This is a genomic window from Sporosarcina sp. GTC18466 (genome assembly GCF_055389225.1).
Genome location: NZ_AP044037.1, coordinates 3065922 through 3088158 on the forward strand (window position 1 = coordinate 3065922; position 22237 = coordinate 3088158).

General features: G+C 53.1%; 23 protein-coding genes and 1 riboswitch. Of the genes, 18 read left to right on the forward strand and 5 right to left on the reverse strand.

The features are described from left to right. Window positions 1–22: 22 nt before the first annotated feature. The 3 genes from ACZ5FK_RS15350 to ACZ5FK_RS15360 form a co-directional block, all read right to left on the reverse strand. On the reverse strand, window positions 23–535 hold the full coding sequence (locus ACZ5FK_RS15350; RefSeq protein ID WP_464805730.1) for a C39 family peptidase: 513 nt from the start codon (window positions 533–535) through the stop codon (window positions 23–25). Between the two features lie 31 nt (window positions 536–566). Continuing rightward, on the reverse strand, window positions 567–1025 hold the full coding sequence (locus tag ACZ5FK_RS15355) for an STAS domain-containing protein (protein ID WP_464805731.1): 459 nt from the start codon (window positions 1023–1025) through the stop codon (window positions 567–569). Between the two features lie 147 nt (window positions 1026–1172). Beyond that, window positions 1173–1493, reverse strand: coding sequence for a thioredoxin family protein (locus ACZ5FK_RS15360; protein WP_464805732.1), 321 nt, complete (start codon window positions 1491–1493; stop codon window positions 1173–1175). Window positions 1494–1719: 226 nt separating this feature from the next. Here ACZ5FK_RS15360 and ACZ5FK_RS15365 point away from each other — a divergent pair, with 226 nt between their 5' ends. The 10 genes from ACZ5FK_RS15365 (at window position 1720) to ACZ5FK_RS15410 (ending at window position 11928) form a co-directional block, all read left to right on the forward strand. Continuing rightward, entirely contained in the window at window positions 1720–4104 is a 2385-nt protein-coding gene (locus ACZ5FK_RS15365; protein ID WP_464805733.1) for a 3-hydroxyacyl-CoA dehydrogenase/enoyl-CoA hydratase family protein, read from the forward strand. 54 nt (window positions 4105–4158) lie between these two features. Continuing rightward, window positions 4159–5334, forward strand: coding sequence for an acetyl-CoA C-acetyltransferase (locus ACZ5FK_RS15370; RefSeq protein ID WP_464805734.1), 1176 nt, complete (start codon window positions 4159–4161; stop codon window positions 5332–5334). A 29-nt stretch (window positions 5335–5363) separates the two neighbouring features. Further along, on the forward strand, window positions 5364–7151 hold the full coding sequence (locus ACZ5FK_RS15375) for an acyl-CoA dehydrogenase family protein (RefSeq protein ID WP_464805735.1): 1788 nt from the start codon (window positions 5364–5366) through the stop codon (window positions 7149–7151). A 75-nt stretch (window positions 7152–7226) separates the two neighbouring features. After that, entirely contained in the window at window positions 7227–7586 is a 360-nt protein-coding gene (locus ACZ5FK_RS15380; RefSeq protein WP_464805736.1) for an arsenate reductase family protein, read from the forward strand. Between the two features lie 74 nt (window positions 7587–7660). Continuing rightward, the gene (gcvH, locus tag ACZ5FK_RS15385; RefSeq protein WP_464805737.1) at window positions 7661–8044 is read left to right on the forward strand and encodes a glycine cleavage system protein GcvH; all 384 of its coding nucleotides are present in this window, start codon (window positions 7661–7663) and stop codon (window positions 8042–8044) included. A 64-nt stretch (window positions 8045–8108) separates the two neighbouring features. Further along, window positions 8109–8450, forward strand: coding sequence for a toprim domain-containing protein (locus ACZ5FK_RS15390; RefSeq protein ID WP_464805738.1), 342 nt, complete (start codon window positions 8109–8111; stop codon window positions 8448–8450). 344 nt (window positions 8451–8794) lie between these two features. After that, window positions 8795–9094, forward strand: a complete 300-nt coding sequence (locus ACZ5FK_RS15395; protein WP_464805739.1) for a thioredoxin family protein — start codon at window positions 8795–8797, stop codon at window positions 9092–9094. A 58-nt stretch (window positions 9095–9152) separates the two neighbouring features. Beyond that, window positions 9153–9257: riboswitch (SAM riboswitch) on the forward strand. A gap of 117 nt (window positions 9258–9374) precedes the next feature. Then, on the forward strand, window positions 9375–10394 hold the full coding sequence (locus tag ACZ5FK_RS15400; protein WP_464805740.1) for a methionine ABC transporter ATP-binding protein: 1020 nt from the start codon (window positions 9375–9377) through the stop codon (window positions 10392–10394). Beyond that, window positions 10387–11052, forward strand: coding sequence for a methionine ABC transporter permease (locus ACZ5FK_RS15405; protein ID WP_464805741.1), 666 nt, complete (start codon window positions 10387–10389; stop codon window positions 11050–11052). The genes ACZ5FK_RS15400 and ACZ5FK_RS15405 overlap by 8 nt, the downstream gene beginning before the upstream one ends. Window positions 11053–11103: 51 nt before the next feature. Then, window positions 11104–11928, forward strand: a complete 825-nt coding sequence (locus ACZ5FK_RS15410; RefSeq protein ID WP_464805742.1) for a MetQ/NlpA family ABC transporter substrate-binding protein — start codon at window positions 11104–11106, stop codon at window positions 11926–11928. A 44-nt stretch (window positions 11929–11972) separates the two neighbouring features. On the opposite strand, the gene ACZ5FK_RS15415 is transcribed toward ACZ5FK_RS15410, so the two are convergent. Further along, window positions 11973–13082 carry a DUF1648 domain-containing protein gene (locus ACZ5FK_RS15415; protein WP_464805743.1) on the reverse strand — a complete coding sequence of 370 codons (1110 nt, stop codon included), beginning with the start codon at window positions 13080–13082 and terminating at the stop codon, window positions 11973–11975. Further along, window positions 13082–13477 (reverse strand): GntR family transcriptional regulator, encoded by a 396-nt coding sequence (locus ACZ5FK_RS15420; protein WP_464805744.1) that lies wholly within the window; start codon window positions 13475–13477, stop codon window positions 13082–13084. Before ACZ5FK_RS15420 ends, ACZ5FK_RS15415 begins: the two co-directional genes overlap by 1 nt. A gap of 197 nt (window positions 13478–13674) precedes the next feature. Between ACZ5FK_RS15420 and ACZ5FK_RS15425 the strand changes: the two genes are divergently transcribed. The 8 genes from ACZ5FK_RS15425 to ACZ5FK_RS15460 all read left to right on the forward strand — a co-directional run bounded on the left by ACZ5FK_RS15425 (window position 13675) and on the right by ACZ5FK_RS15460 (window position 22237). Then, entirely contained in the window at window positions 13675–14850 is a 1176-nt protein-coding gene (locus ACZ5FK_RS15425) for a dicarboxylate/amino acid:cation symporter (protein ID WP_464805745.1), read from the forward strand. A gap of 280 nt (window positions 14851–15130) precedes the next feature. Then, complete coding sequence (gene sufC / locus ACZ5FK_RS15430) at window positions 15131–15910, forward strand: Fe-S cluster assembly ATPase SufC (protein WP_464805746.1); 780 nt, start codon at window positions 15131–15133, stop codon at window positions 15908–15910. 18 nt (window positions 15911–15928) lie between these two features. Then, entirely contained in the window at window positions 15929–17236 is a 1308-nt protein-coding gene (gene sufD, locus ACZ5FK_RS15435) for a Fe-S cluster assembly protein SufD (RefSeq protein ID WP_464805747.1), read from the forward strand. Continuing rightward, entirely contained in the window at window positions 17236–18456 is a 1221-nt protein-coding gene (locus ACZ5FK_RS15440; RefSeq protein ID WP_464805748.1) for a cysteine desulfurase, read from the forward strand. Before sufD ends, ACZ5FK_RS15440 begins: the two co-directional genes overlap by 1 nt. Beyond that, entirely contained in the window at window positions 18456–18896 is a 441-nt protein-coding gene (gene sufU, locus ACZ5FK_RS15445; protein WP_464805749.1) for a Fe-S cluster assembly sulfur transfer protein SufU, read from the forward strand. Before ACZ5FK_RS15440 ends, sufU begins: the two co-directional genes overlap by 1 nt. A 39-nt stretch (window positions 18897–18935) precedes the next feature. Beyond that, window positions 18936–20333: a Fe-S cluster assembly protein SufB gene (gene sufB / locus ACZ5FK_RS15450; RefSeq protein ID WP_464805750.1), complete on the forward strand. Its 1398-nt coding sequence runs from the start codon at window positions 18936–18938 to the stop codon at window positions 20331–20333. A 213-nt stretch (window positions 20334–20546) separates the two neighbouring features. After that, window positions 20547–21413: a DUF72 domain-containing protein gene (locus ACZ5FK_RS15455; RefSeq protein WP_464805751.1), complete on the forward strand. Its 867-nt coding sequence runs from the start codon at window positions 20547–20549 to the stop codon at window positions 21411–21413. Then, window positions 21413–22237, forward strand: coding sequence for a sulfite exporter TauE/SafE family protein (locus ACZ5FK_RS15460; protein ID WP_464807452.1), 825 nt, complete (start codon window positions 21413–21415; stop codon window positions 22235–22237). Before ACZ5FK_RS15455 ends, ACZ5FK_RS15460 begins: the two co-directional genes overlap by 1 nt.

The window sequence follows — 22237 nt, forward strand, 5'->3', positions numbered from 1 at the left end:
CCCATCAAAAAAGCCGTCCGCCTCAAGAAGAGGGGACGGCTTTCAGTTTGACAAAAGTGAGGATATGACGGTTCTGCTTGTAGGAGACAGCTCGAAGCCGGCTGCCTCGTCCGCGTCCCCCGTTGTCATGGATCAGCAGCAAGATGTCGCCGTCAGTTTCTTCGTAGCCGACGACGGGCACCCAGTGGTAGTCGAATGCATACGAGCCCCGCCAGCGAAGGGTGAACCATTTGTCGAACTTGGCGGCGGCCGGCCTGCCGGCATCGATCTCCTGTTTCACATCATTGACCGTGCAGCGTGCAACGAGCCACCCCGGCCCGAGAAGCTTACGCATGTTGCGGATGTATCGCCACGTGAACAGGCCGATCGGGGTGCCGCCGAGCCGCTTGTATATGTCATTGATCGTAAGGTCTCCATGCAGGCCGTGATGCCTAAGCAGGGTGAAAGCGGTGACTGGGCCGCAGGCGGACGGCCGGTAGCGTTCGTCGATATCCGTGTCATATTGCGATTTGCCGGAGAACTGGATCTCTTTCATCCGTCTCAACCCCTTTTGCAAGATCCTCTTGTCAGTTCAGGGAGTGATTCTTTTCTTTCAGCAGCACTTGGAGGGCCATCTTGAAATTGATATATGATTCGAATTCCATTTGAATGCCGGAAGAAACGATCTCCCGCACATGGTTCGGGTGGAATCCGACGGAGATCGGGCGTACGTCCATGAGGCGGAGCGTATTGTTCAGCTGAGCCACTTCCATGGCAAGCACTTTGAGATCCTGTTCATCCGCCTCCGTCAGGTCGACGCCGGTATAGTCAAAGATTGCACTGTCGATTGTGCGATTCTTGTCGATATGTTCAAGGACTTTTGAGCGAATGAGCTCAAAGCGCTCAGCCCCTGCGTAGCCGACAATCGGGACAAGGATCGTGTTCTCGACGATGGAGGAAATGATCGGCACCGACATTTCCTTGATGATTTTTTCGCATTCCGCCACCCGTGCTTTTAATCTTTCCAGTTCTGTAGTCTGTTCCATTATGTTTGCACCTCAGGATGTTTTCTATTTCCTTAAGTATACGGCAAAAAGATGAAAAACCATAGAAAAATAGCGATGTTCCCTCTCCGTAAACGGAACATCGCCATGTGAATTTGTGCTTGCTGGTGCTATTTGCGTCCTGGCTGCTTACTTGCCGACGCTTTCAAGGAAGTCGGTCACTTGGTCAGGAGACTTCGCATTTGCGCTGTGAAGATGCGCTTTCTTTTCGCCGTTCTGGAAAATGAGCAGGCTCGGAATGCCCATAACATCATATTTTTCGGCGATTTCCGGCAAGACGTCGCGGTCAACTTCATACCATGTATACATATCGTATTCTTCGACTATCGGGTCGATAAACATGTCCATCCGCTTGCAGTCCGGGCACCAGTCCGCCTCGAACTTGATCATCGCCTTCTCATCTTTTGAAATAATGTCATTGAACTGTTCAGGTGTTGTGATCGGTTTCACGTCTGATCATCCTTTCTGTTATCCTGTAAATCAGTGTACATCCATTCATGCAAGGGAGGTACTAAAATGCTCTGAAGCCTGCTATTGCAGTCTTTTCTATGAAAATACGATTTAAATATTGCGAAAACGAATCTTTTGTTCTAAAATGAAAGACATAGAGGTTGAGCCATTTTTTTTGCTCACAAAATGAATGAGTATTCATTCAAGATAAAGGGAGGCTCCGCACGTGGCTTATCAAATTAAAAAAGCAGCTGTACTTGGTTCGGGCGTCATGGGTTCCGGCATCGCGGCACATCTTGCGAACATCGGCATTCCTGTGCTGCTGCTCGACATCGTTCCGAACAAACTGACGGAAGAGGAAGAGGCGAAAGGCCTGACGCTTGAAGTTCCGGACATCCGGAATAAGTTTGCCCTTAGCGCGCTGAAGAAACTCGAGAAGCAGAAACCGGCGCCGCTTACGACAAAGAAGAGTCTGTCACTGATCGAAGCGGGGAATTTCGAAGATGACCTGGAGAAATTGAAAGATGTGGACTGGATCATCGAAGTCGTCGTCGAGAATCTCGACGTGAAGAAAGGGCTCTATGAAAAGATCGACGCGGTCCGCACACCGGGCACGATCATCAGCTCTAACACATCCGGCATCAGCATCGAAGCGATGGCGGAAGGGCGGTCCGATGATTTCAGGAAGCATTTCCTCGGCACGCATTTCTTCAATCCGCCGCGCTATCTGAAGCTGCTCGAGATCATACCGACAACAGCGACAGATCCAGAAGTGCTGGACTATATGGTGGCATTCGCTGAGGACCGGCTCGGGAAAGGCGTCGTGCTTGCGAAAGACACACCAAACTTCATTGCAAACCGGATCGGTACATATGGATTGCTCGTGACGCTCCGGGAAATGGAGAAGCGCGGCTTTTCAATCGGTGAAGTGGACTCCGTAACAGGCACGCTTATCGGCCGTCCGAAGTCGGCGACGTTCCGGACGCTCGATGTTGTCGGCCTTGATACGTTCATGCATGTTGCAAAGAACGTCTACGACCAGACGGAAGGCGAAGAACAGAAAGTGTTCGAATTGCCGCCGTTCATGAAAAAGATGATCGACAACGGCTGGATCGGCGCGAAAGCGAAGCAGGGCTTCTACTTGAAGCAAGGCAAGGACATCCTGGAGCTCGACCCGGAAACGTTTGAGTACGGTCCGCAGAAGAAATTGAAAACGCCTTCAATCGAGATGGCGAAGCAGCAGAAGGGGCTGGCGAACAAGGTCAAGTCGCTCGTCTACGCGAAAGACCGGACAGGGGAGATCCTCTGGCATATCCTGGCGCCTACTTTGCTCTACTCCGCTCAGCTCGAGGGCGAGATTGCAGACGATATCGTCGCGATCGACAATGCGATGAAGTGGGGCTTCGGCTGGAGGCAAGGGCCGTTCGAAGTATGGGACGCAATCGGCGTGCAGAAATCCGTCGACCGCATGAAAGAGGAAGGGATGGAGATTCCGGAATTCGTCACATCGTTCCTTGAGAAAGGCCATGAGACGTTCTATAAAGAGGAAGACGGCGACCTTTATTTCTATGACGGAGACGGCTACACGGCAGTGCCGGTCAATGAAAAAGTCATCGACCTGAAACGATATAAGAAAAAACACGGCGTCATCAAAAAGAATTCCGGCGCCAGCCTGATCGACCTCGGGGACGGCATCGCGCTTCTTGAATTCCACTCCCAGTCGAATGCGATCGGCCTGGACATCATCCAGATGATCAACTTTGCGATCGACGAAGTGGAGAAGAATTACAAAGGGCTTGTCATCGGCAACCAGGGCAAGAATTTCTGCGTCGGCGCGAACCTCGGGATGATCCTGATGGAGGCGCAGGACGATAATATCTTTGAACTTGATTTCACCGTACGCCAGTTCCAGAAGGCGATGATGCGCATCAAATACAGCCGCAAACCGGTCGTCGCGGCACCGTTCCAGATGACGCTTGGCGGCGGGGCGGAAGTGTGTCTTCCGGCTGCGCATATCCAGGCGACGATGGAGACGTATATGGGACTCGTCGAAGTCGGTGTCGGCCTCATTCCGGGCGGCGGCGGCAACGTCAACCTGTATTCGAAGCATTTGAAAGGGCTTCCGAATGATGTCCATGTGGATTACCAATATATAGCGAATAAAGTGTTTGAAACGATTGCGATGGCGAAAGTGTCCACTTCTGCGGAAGAGGCGCGTGAGAACAATTTCCTTGATTTCGCGGACGGGATCAGCGTGAATGCAGATCACCAGCTGTATGATGCGAAGCAGGCGGCTCTTGCGCTTTACGAAGGGGGCTACACGCCGCCGAAGAAGGAGAAGATCCCGGTCACGGGCGACTCGGGCTATGCGACGATGCTGCTCGGCGCGGAAGCTTTGCATTTGTCGGGCTATGCGAGCGAACATGATCTCCTGATCGCGAAGAAACTGGCGTATGTCCTGTCCGGCGGCAAGGTGCCGTACGGAACGCTCGTCGATGAGGATTACATGCTGGATCTCGAGAGGGAAGCGTTCCTCAGCCTGGTGGCGAATCCGAAATCGCAGCAGCGGATGCAGCATATGCTCATCAAAGGGAAGCCGCTTCGGAATTGATTGGCAGGAAAACGGGTCCGTAAGAGGGACGTTCAGCAAAAAGGAGGAAGTCGAATGCATGAAGCAGTGATAGTTGCAGGCAGCAGGACACCGGTCGGGAAAGCGGGCAAAGGCTCGCTGAGTACGGTCCGTCCTGATGACATGGCAGCTTTGACAATACAAGAGACATTACGCCGGGCGGACGGGTATGACGGTCCGATCGACGATTTGATCATGGGCTGTGCAATGCCCGAAGCGGAGCAGGGGATGAACGTGGCGCGCAATATCGGCGCGCTTGCGGGACTTCCGGATACGACGCCGGCGATCACGGTGAACCGTTTCTGTTCATCGGGCTTGCAGTCGATCGCATACGGAGCGGAGCGGATCATGTTAGGCCACTCGGACGCGATCCTTGCGGGCGGCGTCGAGTCGATGAGTATGGTGCCGATGATGGGCAATACGATCCGGCCGAACTACAAACTCGCGGAAACGGCACCCCAGTACTATATGGGAATGGGGCATACCGCGGAGCAGGTCGCAGAGAAGTACGGCGTCAGCCGGGAAGACCAGGATGCATTCGCCGTGCAGTCACACGAACGGGCGGCAAAAGCGATCGCGGAAGGGAAATTTGTCGACGAAATCGTGCCTGTCGAAGTGACGAAGCGCTATGTCGATGACAGCGGCAAGCTGCAGGAGAAGTCGTTTTTATTCGAAATGGATGAAGGCGTCCGGAAAGGCACCTCCATGGAAGTGCTCGCGAAACTGCGCCCGGCGTTCAATGTGAAAGGAAGCGTGACGGCAGGGAACGCCTCGCAGACATCGGACGGCGCGGCATCCGTCCTGCTGATGGACAGGGAGAAGGCGGAAGCGCAAGGGCTGAAGCCGCTCATGAAATTCCGGTCGTTCGCGGTCGGCGGCGTGCCCCCTGAAGTGATGGGGATCGGGCCGATCGAAGCGGTGCCGAAAGCGCTGAAACTGGCAGGTCTGTCGATTGACGATATCGATCTGTGGGAGCTCAACGAAGCATTCGCCTCCCAGTCGATCCAGGTCATCCGCCACCTCGGCCTTGACATGGATAAAGTGAATGTCAACGGCGGCGCGATTGCGCTCGGCCACCCGCTCGGCGCGACAGGTTCCGTATTGACACTCCGCCTCATGAACGAGCTGCGCAGACAGAACAAGCAGTTCGGCGTCGTTACTATGTGCATCGGCGGCGGCATGGGCGCAGCAGGCGTATTCGAATTACTGTAATTCTTTTGAGATAAAAGGAGGAACATGAAATGACAGAAACGAAAACGAATGATTTGATCCGCGGCGGCGCCTTTCTGATCGAAGATATCGAGCCGGAGCGCGTATTCACGCCGGAGGATTTCACAGACGAGCAGAAAATGATCGCGAAAACGACAGAGGACTACGTGAAAAACGAAGTGCTCCCGGTCATCGACAAACTGGAGAACCATGAATTCGAAAACTCGGTCCGCCTTTTGAAATCGGCAGGCGACCTCGGCCTTCTCGGAGCAGATGTGCCGGAGGAATACGACGGCCTCGGCCTTGATAAGATCTCGTCCGCATTGATTGCTGAGAAGATGTCCGTCGCTGGCGGCTTCTCGATCACGCACGGCGCGCACGTCGGCATCGGAACGCTTCCAATCGTCCTGTTCGGCAATGAAGAGCAGAAGAAAAAGTACTTGCCGAACTCCGTATCGGGCGACAAGATCTCCGCGTATGCGCTCACTGAGCCGGGTTCCGGTTCGGATGCGCTTGGCGCGAAGACGACGGCAAAATTGAATGAAGCTGGCACTCACTATATTTTGAACGGGGAGAAGCAGTGGATCACGAACGCAGGATTTGCTGATGTATTCGTGGTATATGCAAAAATCGACGGCGACAAGTTCTCCGCATTCATCGTGGAGCGCGACTTCCCGGGCGTTTCGGTCGGAGCGGAAGAGAAGAAGATGGGCATCAAATCGTCTTCGACTCGGACATTGATCCTCGAAGACGCGGAAGTTCCGGTCGAGAACCTGCTGGGCGAAATCGGCCGCGGCCATATCATCGCTTTCAACATCCTGAACATCGGACGCTATAAGCTGGGCGTCGGCACGATCGGCGGCTCGAAGCGTGCACTTGAACTGGCAATCAGCTATACGAACCAGCGGAAGCAGTTCAACACGCCGATCTCATCCTTTAATTTGACAAAGGAAAAAATCGCGACGATGGCTTCGAAATTGTATGCGACAGAAAGCTTGATTTACCGCACAGTCGGCTATTTCGAAGAGCGCAATAGCCAGATGACGCCGGAAGAGCAGAAAGACGGAAAAGCGGTTGCGGCGTCCATCGCGGAATATGCGATCGAATGCTCCATCAACAAAGTCGTCGGCTCGGAAGTCCTGGATTATATCGTGGATGAAGCGGTCCAATTGCACGGCGGATACGGCTTCATGCAGGAATATGAAGTGGAGCGCATCTACCGTGATTCCCGTATCAACCGGATCTTCGAAGGCACAAACGAAATCAACCGCATGATCGTGCCAGGCACATTCATGAAGAAGGCGCTGAAAGGCGAATTGCCGCTTCTTGAGCAGGCGCAAGGCCTGCAAGAGGAATTGCTCATGATGATGCCGGAGGAAGTCGAAGATAAGGCGCTTGCGCAAGAGAAGATGCTCGTGAAAAACGCGAAGAAGATCGGCCTTCTCGCTGCTGGCATGGCGGCGCAGCGTTTCGGAACGAAGCTCGAGCAAGAGCAGGAAGTCCTCGTGAACATTGCGAACATCGCAAACAACATCTTCGCAATGGAATCCGCATTGCTCCGTACGGAAAAAGCGGTCGCGAAGAACGGCGAAGAGAAAGAAAAGCAGAAGATCCTCTACACAGAAATCTTCTGCCAGGAAGCATTCGAAGCGATCGAGAAGGATGCGAAGGAAACCCTTCTTGCGTCCGTTGAAGGCGATAACCAGCGCATGATGCTGTCCGCGCTTCGTAAGCTGACACGCTCGAACCCGTACAATATCATCGCGAAAAAACGCGAAGCGTCCGTCAAGTTGATCGAAGCGGAAAAATACGTAGTCTGATCATCACGTCCAGGCAGGACTTCTTGCCTGGACGATTTTCTGCTATACTGAAAAGAAAAACGGGGTGCATCAGTGATGATTACACTATATGGCTATCCGAAATGCGGCTCATGCCGGAAAGCGAAGAAATGGTTCGAGGAGAAAGGGATCGGCGTGAACGACATCAACATCGCCGAGAATCCGCCATCCGAAGAGGAGCTGAAAGAACTGGTCCGCCAGTCGGGACTTGACCTGAAGAAGTTTTTCAACACGAGCGGCATGAAATACAGGGAGCTCGGATTGAAGGACAAACTGCCGGGCATGACGGAAGAGGAGAAGATCCGCCTGCTTGTATCAGACGGCATGCTCATCAAGCGGCCGATCGCGACAGACGGCGCGCGGGCGACCGTCGGCTTCCGTGAAGACGCCTATGAAGAGACATGGTCACGCGATTAACTTCCTTGTCTTTACGCAGAAGATATGTCAAAATTGAAGAGAAGAAAACATGTATCTATATGGAGGGTTATGGGATGAGCACACCTACAAATCTACGTTATTCTGAAGAACACGAATGGGTGAAGGACGAAAGCGGCAAGTACCGCATCGGCATCACACACTTCGCACAATCTGAACTTGGCGACATCGTATTCGTCGAACTTCCACAAGTGGGAGACGAACTGAAAGCGGATGAGCCATTCGGCAGCGTGGAATCCGTCAAGACGGTTTCCGAACTATACGCACCGATCAGTGGTAAAGTCGTCGAAGTCAACGAAGACCTCGAAGACAGCCCGGAACTTGTGAACGAATCTCCGTATGAAGGCGCTTGGATGGTCGTCGTCGAAGCATCCGACGAATCCGAGCTTGAAGCGCTCATGTCTGCGGAAGACTACGACAAAATGACAGTTGGCGAGTAATTGAGATGAAGGCGTCGGACATTCCGGCGCTTTTTTCTTATGGCGCCGGAGAGGAGCAAGGCATATGGACGACAGCAGAGTGATCTTTGTGGAAGGCGGTTCCGACCGCAAACGGCTGCTATCCGTGCTGGCGGAACCCGTAGACATCGTCTGCACAAACGGCACCGTCAGCCCGTACAAACTGGAAGAACTCATCGCCCCCTACGAACAGCACGATATCTACGTCTTCGTCGACGCCGACGACTCCGGCGACGAACTGCGGGCGCTCTTCACACGCACCTGGCCCGAAGCGATCCACCTCCACACCGAACGCGCCTACCGCCAAGTTGAAACGACCCCGTACCGTGCCCTCGCCATCATTTTGATGGCGGAGGGGTTTGCGGTCCGGACGGATTTGCTTTATTGATGGGGGTTGGCTGATAACGGAAATAGGCGTCCGCCGGCCGAAAATGGGCGTTCCAGTTGGTAAATAGGCGTTCGAGGTCTGTAAACGGGCGTTCGGGCTGGTAAATAGGCGTTCGAGGTCTGTAAACGGGCGTTCGGACTGGCAAATAGGCGTTCGAGGTCTGTAAACGGGCGTTCGGACTGGTAAATAGGCGTTCACGGGACATAAACCGATCGTTCCGGCGTCTAATCGGTCGCCCGCCCTGCTAAACCGTTCATACCGTTCCACCCCGCCGGTTCATTTCATGTTTGCCCGCTGAACTGCTATACTAAAAAACACATTTGACAGACAGAGGAGGACGTGACGTGGAGCAGTGGACGCGGGAGCAGTGGGAGGAGATGCGGTCTGTTCATCCGGACATCGCCTATTATTTGTATACGCCGCTGTGCGGGACATGCCAGGTGGCTTCTAAAATGCTGGAGGTCGTGACGGCGATGAAACCGGAGCTGAAGATCGGCAAAGCGGATTTGAACTTTGTGGAGAGCGTGGCGGCCGATTATGAGATCGAGAGCGTGCCGTGCCTGCTGATCCAGAAGGACGGGGAGCTGGCGAAGAAGATTTATGCATTCCAGTCGGTGCCGTACTTGCTTGAAAAATTAAGTTGACACCCGAAATGAAAGCATGGTATAACTGTTACCAATCAACCGATAACTGAATATGTCGCTCTTATTGAGAGAGGTGGAGGGAAGTGCCCTATGAAGCCCGGCAACCGTCACGGAAGTGAAATGGTGCCAAATCACGCAAAGCGTTTGCTTTGGAAGATGAGAGATCGGAAACACGTATATTTGTGATGCGTATTGCCTTTCTGCTTGTCTGCGGAAAGGCTTTTTATTTTGCCGCGAAGAGCGACTACTAGAATCGACAACAATGAGAGAGGTGAACGGCATGATCCGGTTAACGGACGTTACGAAGCGGTATGGCAAACAAAACTCGAGTACCCTGGCGGTCGATGGCGTTTCGCTTGCCATCCAGCCGGGCGAGATTTATGGCATCATCGGATACAGCGGTGCCGGAAAGAGTACGCTGATCCGGTTATTGAATGGGCTGGAGCAGCCGACGAGCGGATCCATCCAGATTGCGGGCAAGGAGATCGCCTCCATCACGGCGAAGGAGCTGCGGGAGGTCCGGCAGAAAGTGAGTATGATCTTCCAGCATTTCAACTTGCTGTGGTCGCGGACGGTGAAAGCGAATATCGCTTTTCCGCTCGAGATCGCAGGCATGCCTCGCAAGGAGAGGGAGCGCCGGGTGGACGAGCTGATCGATCTTGTCGGCTTGCGCGGCAGGGAAGACGCCTATCCGTCTGAGCTGTCGGGGGGCCAGAAGCAGCGGGTCGGGATTGCCCGGGCGCTGGCGAATGAGCCGGACATGCTGTTATGTGACGAAGCGACATCCGCGCTGGATCCGGAAACGACCGATCAGATCCTGGACCTCTTGACGGATATCAATGAGCGGCTCGGACTGACGATTGTCATGATCACGCATGAGATGCATGTCATCCGGAAAATCTGCCATCAGGTCGCAGTCATGGAGGCGGGCAAAGTCGTCGAAGCGGGACGCGTTTTGAATGTCTTCCAGCATCCGAAAGCGGCCATCACGAAGCGGTTCATCTCCCAGGTGACCGAGAGCGCTGGCGCGGAGCAGACATTGAGCCATATCCGGGAGGAGATCCCGGGGGGCACACTCGTCAAGCTTGTGTTCATCGGCGAAAAGACCGAGCAGCCGGTGCTCTCCAGCGTCATCCGCAAATACGGAATCGACGTCAATATTGTCCAGGGGAATATCTCGCATACGCAGGGCGGCGCGTACGGTACGCTTCTGCTGCAGTTCACAGGGGATGCCGTGCCGGAAGCGATCCGATTTTTGAAAGAGGAAGGCGTACAAGCGGAGGTGATCGGCCATGAGTGAGTTGTTCCCGAACGTCGACTGGACGAAGATGTGGGAAGCGACAGCGGAAACGGTCTATATGACTGCCATTTCGACCGTCTTCACGCTCGTCATTGGCATCCTTCTCGGCCTCGTTCTGTTCTTGACGAGCAGCGGCCAGCTGTGGGCCAACCGGATCGTTAACGCGGTGACCGGCGCGCTTGTCAACGTCTTCCGGTCGATCCCGTTCCTGATCCTGATCATCCTGCTGTTCCCGCTGACGAAATTGCTCATCGGCAAAGTCATCGGGCCGGATGCAGCACTGCCCGCCTTGATCGTCGGGGCGGCGCCGTTTTACGGCCGCATGGTGCTCATCGCCTTGCAGGAAATCGATAAGGGAGTCATCGAAGCGGCCCGTTCAATGGGTGCGAAGACGCGGACCATCATCTTCAAAGTGCTTCTTCCTGAATCAATGCCCGCACTCATCTCCGGCATCACCGTCACGGCGATCGCCCTCGTTGGCTACACGGCGATGGCGGGCGTCATCGGTGCAGGGGGGTTAGGGAATCTCGCCTATCTGGACGGATTCCAGCGCAACCGCGGCGATGTGACCTTCGTCGCGACCGTCATCGTCCTCATCATCGTGTTCATCCTCCAGTTCATCGGGGATACGGCAGTGAAGAAACTGGACAAACGATAAAATCGGGCACAGCCCTTTTGAATAAAAACAAACACCAAAGGAGAGAGACACATGAAAAAACTGACACTCGCATTTCTCACCGCATTACTAGTGCTGGCGCTTGCTGCGTGCGGATCAAAAGACAAGGAGAACGCGGACGATAAGACGATCGTCATCGGCGCATCCAATACACCGCATTCATTCATCCTGAAAGAGGCGGCGCCGCTTCTTGAGAAGAAAGGCTACAAGCTCGACATCCGCACGTATCAGGATTACGTCCTGCCGAATAAAGACCTGGATTCCGGTGACCTTGACGCAAACTACTTCCAGCATATCCCCTACATGGAAGAGCAGATCAATGATTTCGGCTATGATTTCGTCAACGCAGGTTCCATCCATATCGAACCGATCGGCGTCTACTCGAAAAAATACAAATCACTCGACGAACTACCGGACGGTGCGACAATCCTGATGAGCAACTCGGTGACCGACCATGGCCGCGTGCTTGCGATGCTTGAAGAAAAAGGGCTTATCAAACTTGATGAGAATGTAGATAAAGTGAAAGCGGAAGTCAAAGATATCACGGAAAATCCGAAGAACATCGAATTCGATGCGAACTACGAGCCGGCGCTCATGCCGCAGCTCTACAACAATGACGAGGGAGATGCGCTCCTCATCAATTCCAACTATGCGATCGACGCGGGGCTGGATCCGCAGAAAGACGCAATCGCACTAGAAGCGCAGGATTCACCGTACGTCAACATCATCGCTGTCAAAAAAGGTGATGAGAACAAAGAGTCCATCAAAGCGCTCGTCGAGGTGCTGAAATCCAAAGAGATCCAGGACTTCATCATGAATGAATGGAAAGGCTCTGTTGTCCCCGTGACAGCAAAGTGAAGGAAAAAAGCTGCCCGGACAGTCACATCTGTCCAGGCAGCTTTTTACGTGAAAAGGAAAGGGAGCAAGACCGCAAGTCCGATAACGACGATGATGAACACCCAGGAAAGCGGATGGGCCCAGTTATTGGTCCAGCCGACGCCGAACCGTTTCTCGAGAAAGACGGAAGGGTCTTGCCGGTTATAGTAGAAGACGCCGAGTTTCCAGTACTGGTCATCGTCCCGGTCGATGACCTCCCCTTTTCTGCCGGACCCTTGCGTCTTGATCCGGCTGCCGCCCTGTCCGGTTGTGACCGACAGAAAGATGGCGCCCCCCGTCATAAAGACGACCAGGACTAGCGGAAGATACAGCAGCCACGCAGCAGGAAGAGGATATACCATCGAAATGGTAATGAAAGAGAACAGCAGTGTCAACAGAATGCTGCTCAACAGAAGATAGCCGGACCATCTTTTTCTGAACTTGGCGACTTGCTGGAAGGATTCTTCGGGCCTGGATGCGTCAACTTGCAATTTTGATTTTGCGATCGCGAAATTGATGAACAGGAACAGAAGCAGCAGGTACAGCTGCATGACAGGCATGAGCAAAACAGATTTATACGATTTCTCCGCCCATGAAGTGATGTTGCCGCTGAAATCATATTGCATAGGGATCTGATCAGGGATTTTTCCGTAGTTCAGTAACGCAAACAGAAGCGTGGCGATCGTAATAACGAAAGGGATGATGAACCAAATCGAAGAGACCGCCAATTTCTGGCTGCGGAAACGGGTATCCGTGACCGTGATTTGCCTGCTGCCCTTCCACTCGGGATGGTGTTGTTTTAACGTTTTCATCTTTCTGTGAAACAAGAGATAGATCAGGAAACTACCCGCGATATAAGCTGCGACCAGGACGGAAAACCATATGCTGATCGTCTGTTCGTCCTGTCTGCTTCCATTTCCGAGGAGCAGGAACACGGCGCTTGTGATGACGCTGAAAAGTATGGTGACGCCTGCATACTGCCTGCGCATGCGCACTAGCCGATCACTTTTGTAGATCTCTTCCGGTATCGAGACGCCGAAGCTTTCTGTTCGTCTCGTCCAGTAGGGAATGAAAATCGTAGCAGCATAGATCGGGATGAGCATTATGAATAAGAAAAGCGGTAAATTGAATTCCATCAGAACCCGTCTCCTTTTTCTTCAAATTGGCTGTACAGACCGCGAAGCAGCCGGGCGAAATCAGCTTCGCCGATCCCTCTGCAGAAAGCTTCGGCTGCGAGGGGCTTCAGGACAGTTTCGAGCTGGTTCAGATAGGCCTCATCCGCACGGGGCACACCGTCCGGATTGACGACAACGCCCTTTTGGCGGTGAATGAGTAGAAATCCTTCCTGCTTCAGCTGCTGATACGCTTTATTGACTGTATGGAGGTTAATGCCGAGGTCGGCGGCAAAACTGCGGACTGACGGCAGCGCTTCGCCTGGATGCAGCTCTCTTTTTGCAATCCCCTGGACAATCTGGTTGCGGAGCTGTACATAAATCGGTTCGTCTGATTCCAAGTCCAGTTGTATCAACACATCAACTTCAGCTCCTTCGTTCTATTTGTTATACTCATAATATAACAGTTAGAATTATAATATGCAACGGCAAACCTGAAGGGGATTGCCGGGAAGAATTTATTTACTAGATAGAAAATTTAAATCTGCATATCCTGTCTCACTTTTCTATGGTAAAGTATCTAAAAAATATCATTGAATTGGAAGGGGAATAGGGTATGAGGAAAATAGGATTGATCTGGCGCATCCTGATCGCCATAGGCCTAGCCGTCCTGCTTGGCTGGGCGCTGCCGAAGCTGCACGAGGGATTCGCGGAAGGATTCGGGCGTGTGTTCGCGACGTTCAACATGATTTTCGGAGGCTTCCTGAACTTTGTCGTGCCGCTCATCATCCTGGCATTCATCGCACCGGGAATCGCGAAACTTGGCAAGGGATCCGGCAAACTCCTTGGCCTAGCGACTGTTTTTGCATACATATCCACGATCATTGCGGGCGTCCTCGCCTTTTTTGCAGCGCGGATGATCTTGCCGAATTTCATCAACACCGGGGTGGAAAAGATCGAAGGGAGCCGTGAAGCGCTGACGAGTTTCTTCGACATCGAGATGGATCCCGTCATGGGCGTCATGACGGCGCTACTGCTCGCGTTCGTGCTCGGGATCGGCATGGCGGCGATCGGCAGCAAGACGATGCTCACGTTCTTTGAAGAATTCAATCTGATCATCGAAAAAGTGATCTCCTTCATCATCATCCCGCTGCTCCCGATCCATATTTTCGGGATTTTCCTGAACATGACATATACCGGCGAAGTCGCGAAAGTGCTGTCGGTGTTCGCCGTTGTGTTCGTCATGATCATCATCCTGCATCTGATCATGCTGACGCTGCAATACACAGTCGCCGGTTCGTTGAATAAAAAGAATCCGTTTTATCTAATGAAGACGATGGCGCCGGCCTATATGACGGCGATCGGCACCCAGTCGTCTGCGGCGACCATTCCGGTGACGCTCCGCCAGGCGAAGAAGACGGGCGCTTCCGAGCGGGTGACCGATTTCACAATCCCGCTGTTTGCGACGATCCATCTGTCGGGAAGCACGATCACACTCGTCTCCTGCTCGATCGGGGTGCTGCTGATGAACGGCATGCCGATCGATTTCGGAAGCTACTTCCAGTTCATCCTCATGCTCGGCGTGACGATGATCGCGGCTCCCGGCGTACCGGGCGGCGCGGTCGTTGCGGCAACCGGACTGCTGGCTTCCATGCTGCATTTCGATCCGTCGATGATTGCGCTGATGATCGCGCTTTATATGGCGCAGGACAGCTTCGGCACGGCGACGAACGTCACCGGCGACGGAGCGCTTGCAATGATTGTCGACCGTTTCACGCCTGGCGCGAAATAAGGGGAAAAGGGCACTGCACGGCGGAAAGCCGCTTGCAGGCCCTTTTTTGTTTGTAATTCTCACTCCTTGATCTGTAAATGAAAATGAAACCGCGCTTAGGAAGAATTGATGGAAGCAAAGAATTGGAATGCGGGAATTCGGGAAACATAAGCAAATATGCGCAGATAGATTATAATCATTCTTAATGATTTGCAACCCTGCTCTAGATGCGATAAGATTAGAATGAAACTTAATTGAGAATGGATCAACCGTTCATCTTTATCATATTGGAGGTAGTGGAATGGCAACTTTGGAGATTAAGGACCTTCATGTCGAAATTGAAGGCAAGGAAATATTGAAAGGTGTCAATTTGACGATCAATACAGGTGAGATCCATGCGATCATGGGACCGAACGGAACAGGTAAATCGACGCTCGCGTCTGCAATCATGGGCCACCCTAAATATGAAGTGACTTCAGGCAGCGTGACACTCGACGGGAAAGACGTCCTCGAGATGGAAGTCGACGAGCGCGCGCAGGCTGGATTGTTCCTTGCGATGCAGTACCCGAGCGAAATCTCCGGCGTGACAAACGCCGACTTCATCCGCTCTGCGATCAATGCGCGCCGCGGCGAGGGCGATGAAGTGTCCCTCATGAAGTTCATCCGTGAACTTGACAACACGATGGACCTTCTCGAAATGGATCAGGATATGGCGACACGCTACCTGAACGAAGGCTTCTCAGGCGGAGAGAAGAAGCGCAACGAAATTCTTCAGCTTATGATGCTGAAGCCGGCATTCGCGATCCTTGACGAAATTGACTCGGGTCTAGATATCGATGCGCTTAAAATCGTTTCGAAAGGTGTCAATGAAATGCGCGGAGAAGGCTTCGGCTGCATGATCATCACGCACTACCAGCGTCTCCTCAACTACATTACGCCAGACTTCGTCCACGTCATGATGCAAGGACGCGTCGTCAAATCCGGCGGTAAAGAGCTTGCGAAGAAGCTTGAAGAGAACGGATATGACTGGGTGAAAGAGGAGCTTGGCATCGAAGACGAAACAGTAGGACAAGAAGCATAAGAAGGGGGACGACTCAGAATGACGGTTGAAACGAAAATGGCATTGACCGAACAGGACGTCCGCTCTTACTCCAAAGACGTGAATGAAGCCGAGTGGATGGCTGGGTTCCGTTCAGACGCTCTTGAAAAAGTGGAACAGCTTCCAATGCCGACACCAGATAAGACGAAAATTGATAAGTGGAATTTCACGAATTTCCCGGTTCATGCAGTGGAATCGGAGACATTCGCTTCGCTAAGCCAGCTTCCTGAAGAAGTGAAGGCGCTCGTCAATGTGGAAGAACAGAAGAACATCTACGTGCAGCATAACAATACGCCGGCATACGTCTCGCTCTCCGAAGACTTGAAGTCGAAGGGTGTCATCTTGACGGATATCTTCACGGCGACGCGCGAGCACGGCGAATTAGTGCAGAAGTATCTCATGACGGATGGCGTGAAAGTCGATGAGCATAAGCTGACAGCACTTCACGCGGCGCTGATGAACGGCGGAGTCTTCGTATACGTTCCGAAAGATGTGGAAATCGAAGAGCCGGTCCAGGTCATCTACCTGCATGACAACGAAGAGGCTTCCCTCTTCAACCATACATTGATTGTCGCAGAAGCGAACAGCTCGCTCACATATGTCGAGAACTACCAGTCGACAGTCGAGGAAGCGAAAGGACAAGCGAACATCATCGCCGAAGTGTTCACAGGCGAAAACGCCAAAGTGGAATACGGCGCGGTGGATGTGCTCGCGAAAGGATTCACGACATACGTGAACCGGCGCGGTGTTGCAGGTCCTGGCAGCCGCATCGAATGGGCGCTCGGCCTCATGAACGACAGCGACACGATTTCAGAGAACATCACGCATCTTGTCGGCAACGGCTCTTCTTGCGATATGAAATCCGTCGTCGTCGGACGCGGAAGCCAGAAGCAGAACTTTACATCCGAGATTGTCCACTGGGGCCTTGATACGCAGGCCTTCATCTTGAAACATGGTGTCATGAAGGATGCGTCTTCCTCCATCTTCAACGGCATCGGACGCATCGCAAAAGGCGCGACACGCTCTGACGCTGTGCAAGAGTCACGTGTCCTCATGCTGAGCGAAAAGGCTCGCGGCGACGCGAACCCGATCCTGTTGATCGACGAGGACGATGTGACGGCAGGCCACGCAGCATCAGTCGGACGCGTCGATCCGCTTCAGCTCTTCTATTTGATGAGCCGCGGAATTTCGAAACAGGAAGCAGAACGCCTCGTCATCCATGGATTCCTTGCGCCGGTCGTCAACAGCTTGCCGATCGAAGGCGTCAAGAAGCAATTGACGGAGGTCATTGAAAGGAAAGTGCGCTAATGCTCAGCAAAGACATACGCAATGATTTTCCGATACTTGACCAAGAGATCAACGGCTATCCGCTCGTTTACCTCGACAGTGCTGCGACTTCCCAGAAGCCGAAGCAAGTGATCGAGGCACTCGATAAATATTATCGCTATGATAACTCGAACGTGCACCGCGGCGTCCACTCGCTTGGAAACCGGGCGACGGAAGGCTATGAAGGCGCGCGCGAGAAAGTCCGTGAATTCATCAATGCCAAATCGACGAAAGAAGTCCTCTTCGTGCGAGGCGCGACGACAGGCCTGAACTGGGTCGCGCAAAGCTACGGACGGGCGAATATCGAAGAAGGCGATGAAATTGTCATCACGTATATGGAGCACCACGCGAACATCATTCCGTGGCAGCAGCTTGCAAAAGAGAAAGGCGCCGTCTTGAAATACGTCAACCTTGAAGAAGACGGCACGCTTTCGCTTGATGCAGTCCGGGAAGTGGTGACGGACCGGACGAAGATCGTTTCCATCATGTACGTGTCGAACGTGCTCGGAACGATGAATCCGATCAAAGAGATTACCGAAATTGCGCATGCTAACGGCGCTGTCATGGTTGTCGACGGCGCGCAGGCGGCACCTCATCTCAAGCTGGATGTGCAGGATCTCGACTGTGATTTCCTTGCATTCTCCGGACATAAGATGTGCGGCCCGACCGGCATCGGTGTCCTGTACGGCAAGAAAGAGCTGCTCGAGCAGATGGAGCCTGTCGAATTCGGCGGGGAGATGATCGATTTCGTCGGCCTGTATGATTCTACGTGGAAAGAGCTTCCTTGGAAGTTCGAAGCGGGAACGCCAATCATTGCAGGCGCAATCGGTCTTGGCGCCGCCATCGACTACTTGCGCTCGATCGGCCTCGACCGGATCGAACAGCACGAGCAGCAGCTTGCGAACATGGCGATGGAGCGCATGTCCGAAATCGACGGCCTTCAGATCTACGGCACGCGGGATCCGGGAAAACGCGCAGGCATCGTCACGTTCAATATCGACGGCGTCCATCCGCATGACCTCGCGACCGTCCTCGACATGAACGGTGTCGCGGTGCGGGCGGGCCACCATTGCGCGCAGCCGCTTATGAAATGGCTCGATGTCTCCGCGACCGCACGCGCAAGCTTCTATATTTATAACAACGAAGATGATGTGGACCGGCTCGTTGAAGGACTCCGCATGGCAAAGGAGTATTTCGCGTAATGATGAACTCAAAACTAGATCAGCTCTACCGCTCAGTCATCATGGATCATTACAAGAACCCTAGAAACAAAGGCGTCCTTGAAAACAATACAGTCACCATCGACATGAACAATCCGACATGCGGCGACGTCATCCATCTGACGATGCAAGTCGAGGACGGGATCGTCCGCGACGCGAAATTTGAAGGGGAAGGCTGCTCGATCTCCATGGCATCCGCCTCCATGATGACCCAGCTCATCAAAGGCAAAAAGATCGAAGACGCGGCACATTATGCCCATCTCTTCTCTGACATGATGCTCGGCAAGGAGATCGACGACTCCGTCGACCTCGGCGATATCGAAGCCCTCCAAGGCGTCGCCAAATTCCCGGCCCGCATCAAATGTGCCACACTCGCATGGAAAGCGATGGAAAAGGGAGTCGGCGCGGAGCAGGAAGACTAAGAACGATCCGCACGCATTATAAGGAACGGAGGAATACAAATGGCGAAGAAAATGCCGGAAATCGGCGATTACAAATATGGTTTCCATGACAAAGACGTTTCTGTTTTCCGTTCGGAGCGCGGGTTGACGAAAGAAATCGTGGAAGAAATCTCACGGATGAAGGAAGAACCCCAGTGGATGCTCGACTACCGTCTGAAATCCCTGGAACTCTTCTATAGCAAGCCGATGCCACAATGGGGCGGCGACTTGAATTCCTTGAACTTCGACGAGATCACTTACTACGTCAAACCGTCCGAAGCGACTGAACGCTCTTGGGATGAAGTGCCTGAAGAGATCAAGCGTACGTTTGATAAGCTCGGTATCCCTGAAGCGGAACAGAAATACCTCGCAGGCGTATCGGCTCAATACGAGTCCGAAGTCGTCTACCATAATATGAAAGAAGACCTCGAAGAGATGGGAATCGTCTTCAAAGACACAGATTCCGCACTTCGTGAAAACGAAGAGCTCTTCAAGAAATACTGGGGCACGGTCATCCCGAATTCCGACAACAAGTTCGCGGCGCTCAACTCCGCGGTCTGGTCAGGCGGATCATTCATCTATGTGCCGCCAGGCGTGAAAGTCGATACGCCGCTGCAAGCCTACTTCCGGATCAATTCCGAAAACATGGGGCAGTTCGAGCGTACATTGATCATCGTAGACGAAGGGGCGAGCGTCCACTACGTGGAAGGCTGTACAGCACCGGTCTACACAACGAACTCACTTCACAGTGCGGTCGTTGAGATCATCATCAAGAAAGACGCATATTGCCGTTACACAACGATCCAGAACTGGGCGAACAACGTCTACAACCTTGTCACGAAGCGCGCGGTCTGCGAAGCGAATGCGACAATGGAATGGATCGACGGCAACATCGGTTCGAAATTGACGATGAAATACCCGGCTTGTATCCTGAAGGGCGAAGGCGCTCGCGGCATGACGCTTTCCATCGCACTCGCAGGAAAAGGCCAGCACCAGGACGCAGGCGCGAAAATGATGCACCTTGCACCGAACACATCGTCCACGATCGTATCGAAGTCCATTTCCCAGCATGGCGGAAAAGTGACATACCGCGGAATCGTCCACTTCGGACGCCGCGCGGAAGGCGCTCGTGCGAACATCGAATGTGATACATTGATCATGGACAAACTGTCGACATCCGACACGATTCCATACAATGAAATCTTGAACGACAACATCTCGCTTGAACACGAAGCGAAAGTTTCCAAAGTATCGGAAGAGCAGCTCTTCTACTTGATGAGCCGCGGAATTCCAGAGCAGGAAGCGACTGAAATGATCGTCATGGGCTTCATCGAGCCGTTCACGAAAGAACTTCCAATGGAATATGCGGTTGAGATGAACCGCTTGATCAAGTTCGAAATGGAAGGTTCCATCGGATAAATCATTCTAAAGGTAAGAGCCACGCGGATTTGCGTGGCTCTTTTCTTTATCTACATAAAGAGCGTTTTTCACATCTTCAGACGCTCCATCAAGCCTTTCGTTTCATCAGCAGCCAAGCGGGAATGAGAAGAAGACTAGGCAAACTGGCAAACAGGCCACAGATGCATATGCTATGATGGAGTATATTGATTTTTGCAGAAAGGAGAGAGGGGAATGATTCAAGTCGGACTGACGGGATGGGGCGACCATCCTGACCTGTATACCGAGAAGACGAAAGCGAACGCAAAGCTGATCGATTACAGTTCCCACTTTCCGATCGTCGAACTCGATTCAAGTTTCTATGCGATCCAGCCAGAGCGGAATATCCGTAAATGGATCCGCGAAACGCCGCCTGGCTTCCAGTTCATCGTGAAGGCATATCAAGGGATGACAGGGCACCAGCGCGGCAAAATCCCCTTCGCATCGAAGGAGGAAATGTTCGAGGCATTCCGCCTGTCGATCGGACCGCTAGAGGAGGAAGGGAGGCTGGCCATGGTGCTGGCGCAATTCCCGCCATGGTTTGACTGCACACGCTCGAACGTCGAAGAGATCAGATACATATGCAGCCAGCTGGAAGGTTACGACGTGGCGGTCGAATTCCGCCATGAAAGCTGGTATGCACCGGAATATAGGGGCAAGACATTCGAATTCCTGAGGGAGCTCGGCGCCATCCACGCAGCGGCCGATGAACCGCAGGCAGGAACAGGGAGCATCCCGCTCTTCGCAGTCGCGACCCGTCCCGATAAAGCATTCTTGCGGCTGCACGGCCGCAATACCGCGGGCTGGGTCAATACGACAGGCGACAGCAAGGAGTGGCGCAAAGTCCGCTATCTCTATAACTATTCGGATGATGAGCTGAAGGAGATCGAAGAAGCGGCAAACACGCTCGAAGCAGCATCCGAGCGTGTTTATATCGTCTTCAATAATAATTCCGGGGGCCATGCAGCGGAAAATGCGAAACGGTTTGAACAGATGCTCGGCATCGGGCAGGACGGACTCTCTTCGCGCCAGCTCGACCTGTTTGGAAGTGACGAAGGATGATGGCCTATGTACTGCTCGCAATTATCGGAGCCACGGCCGGAATTCTCGGCTCGATCGTCGGGCTCGGCGGCGGAACGATCCTCGTCCCGCTCACTCTCTTGATCGGCATCGATCTCGGCTGGATTCCTGGCATCACGCCGCAGAGCGTCGTCGGCTTATCGGTCATCATGATGGTATTCAACGGATTATCATCGACCATTTCGCATATGAAGATGAAAACGGTCGATTATAAGAGTGGATTGATCTTCTTCGCTGGCACCGTGCCGGGGACGCTGATCGGCGCATTTTTCAATAAAAGCCTCGGCTTGCAATCATTCAATCTATACTTTGGCATTTTGCTTATCGTCCTGTCGGTGCTTCTGCTCGCACGGAAATATTTGAAACCGATCCACTGGTTCGTCGATCACGGCAAGGAACGCGTATTCATCGATCCGCAAGGCGAGTCGCATGTGTACGGCTACCCGATCTGGTTCGCGCTCGTGTTGACGTTCGTCATCGGTTTCACGTCCGGACTGTTCGGCATCGGCGGCGGCACGATGATCGTCCCTGCGATGATCCTCCTGTTCCTGTTCCCGCCGCATGTTGCGGTCGGCACATCGATGCTCATGGTTTTCCTGTCTGCGCTCGTCAACTCGGTCACCCATATTTCCCTCGGGAATGTGCCGTGGCTGTATACGCTGCCGGTCATTCCAGGCGCGTATATCGGCGGGACGATCGGATCCATGCTGAACAAGAAGATGAACTCAGATACGCTTGTCACAGTTTTGCGGATCATGCTCCTATTATTCGGACTCAGATCGATCTATGAAGGGATTTGGGGATGA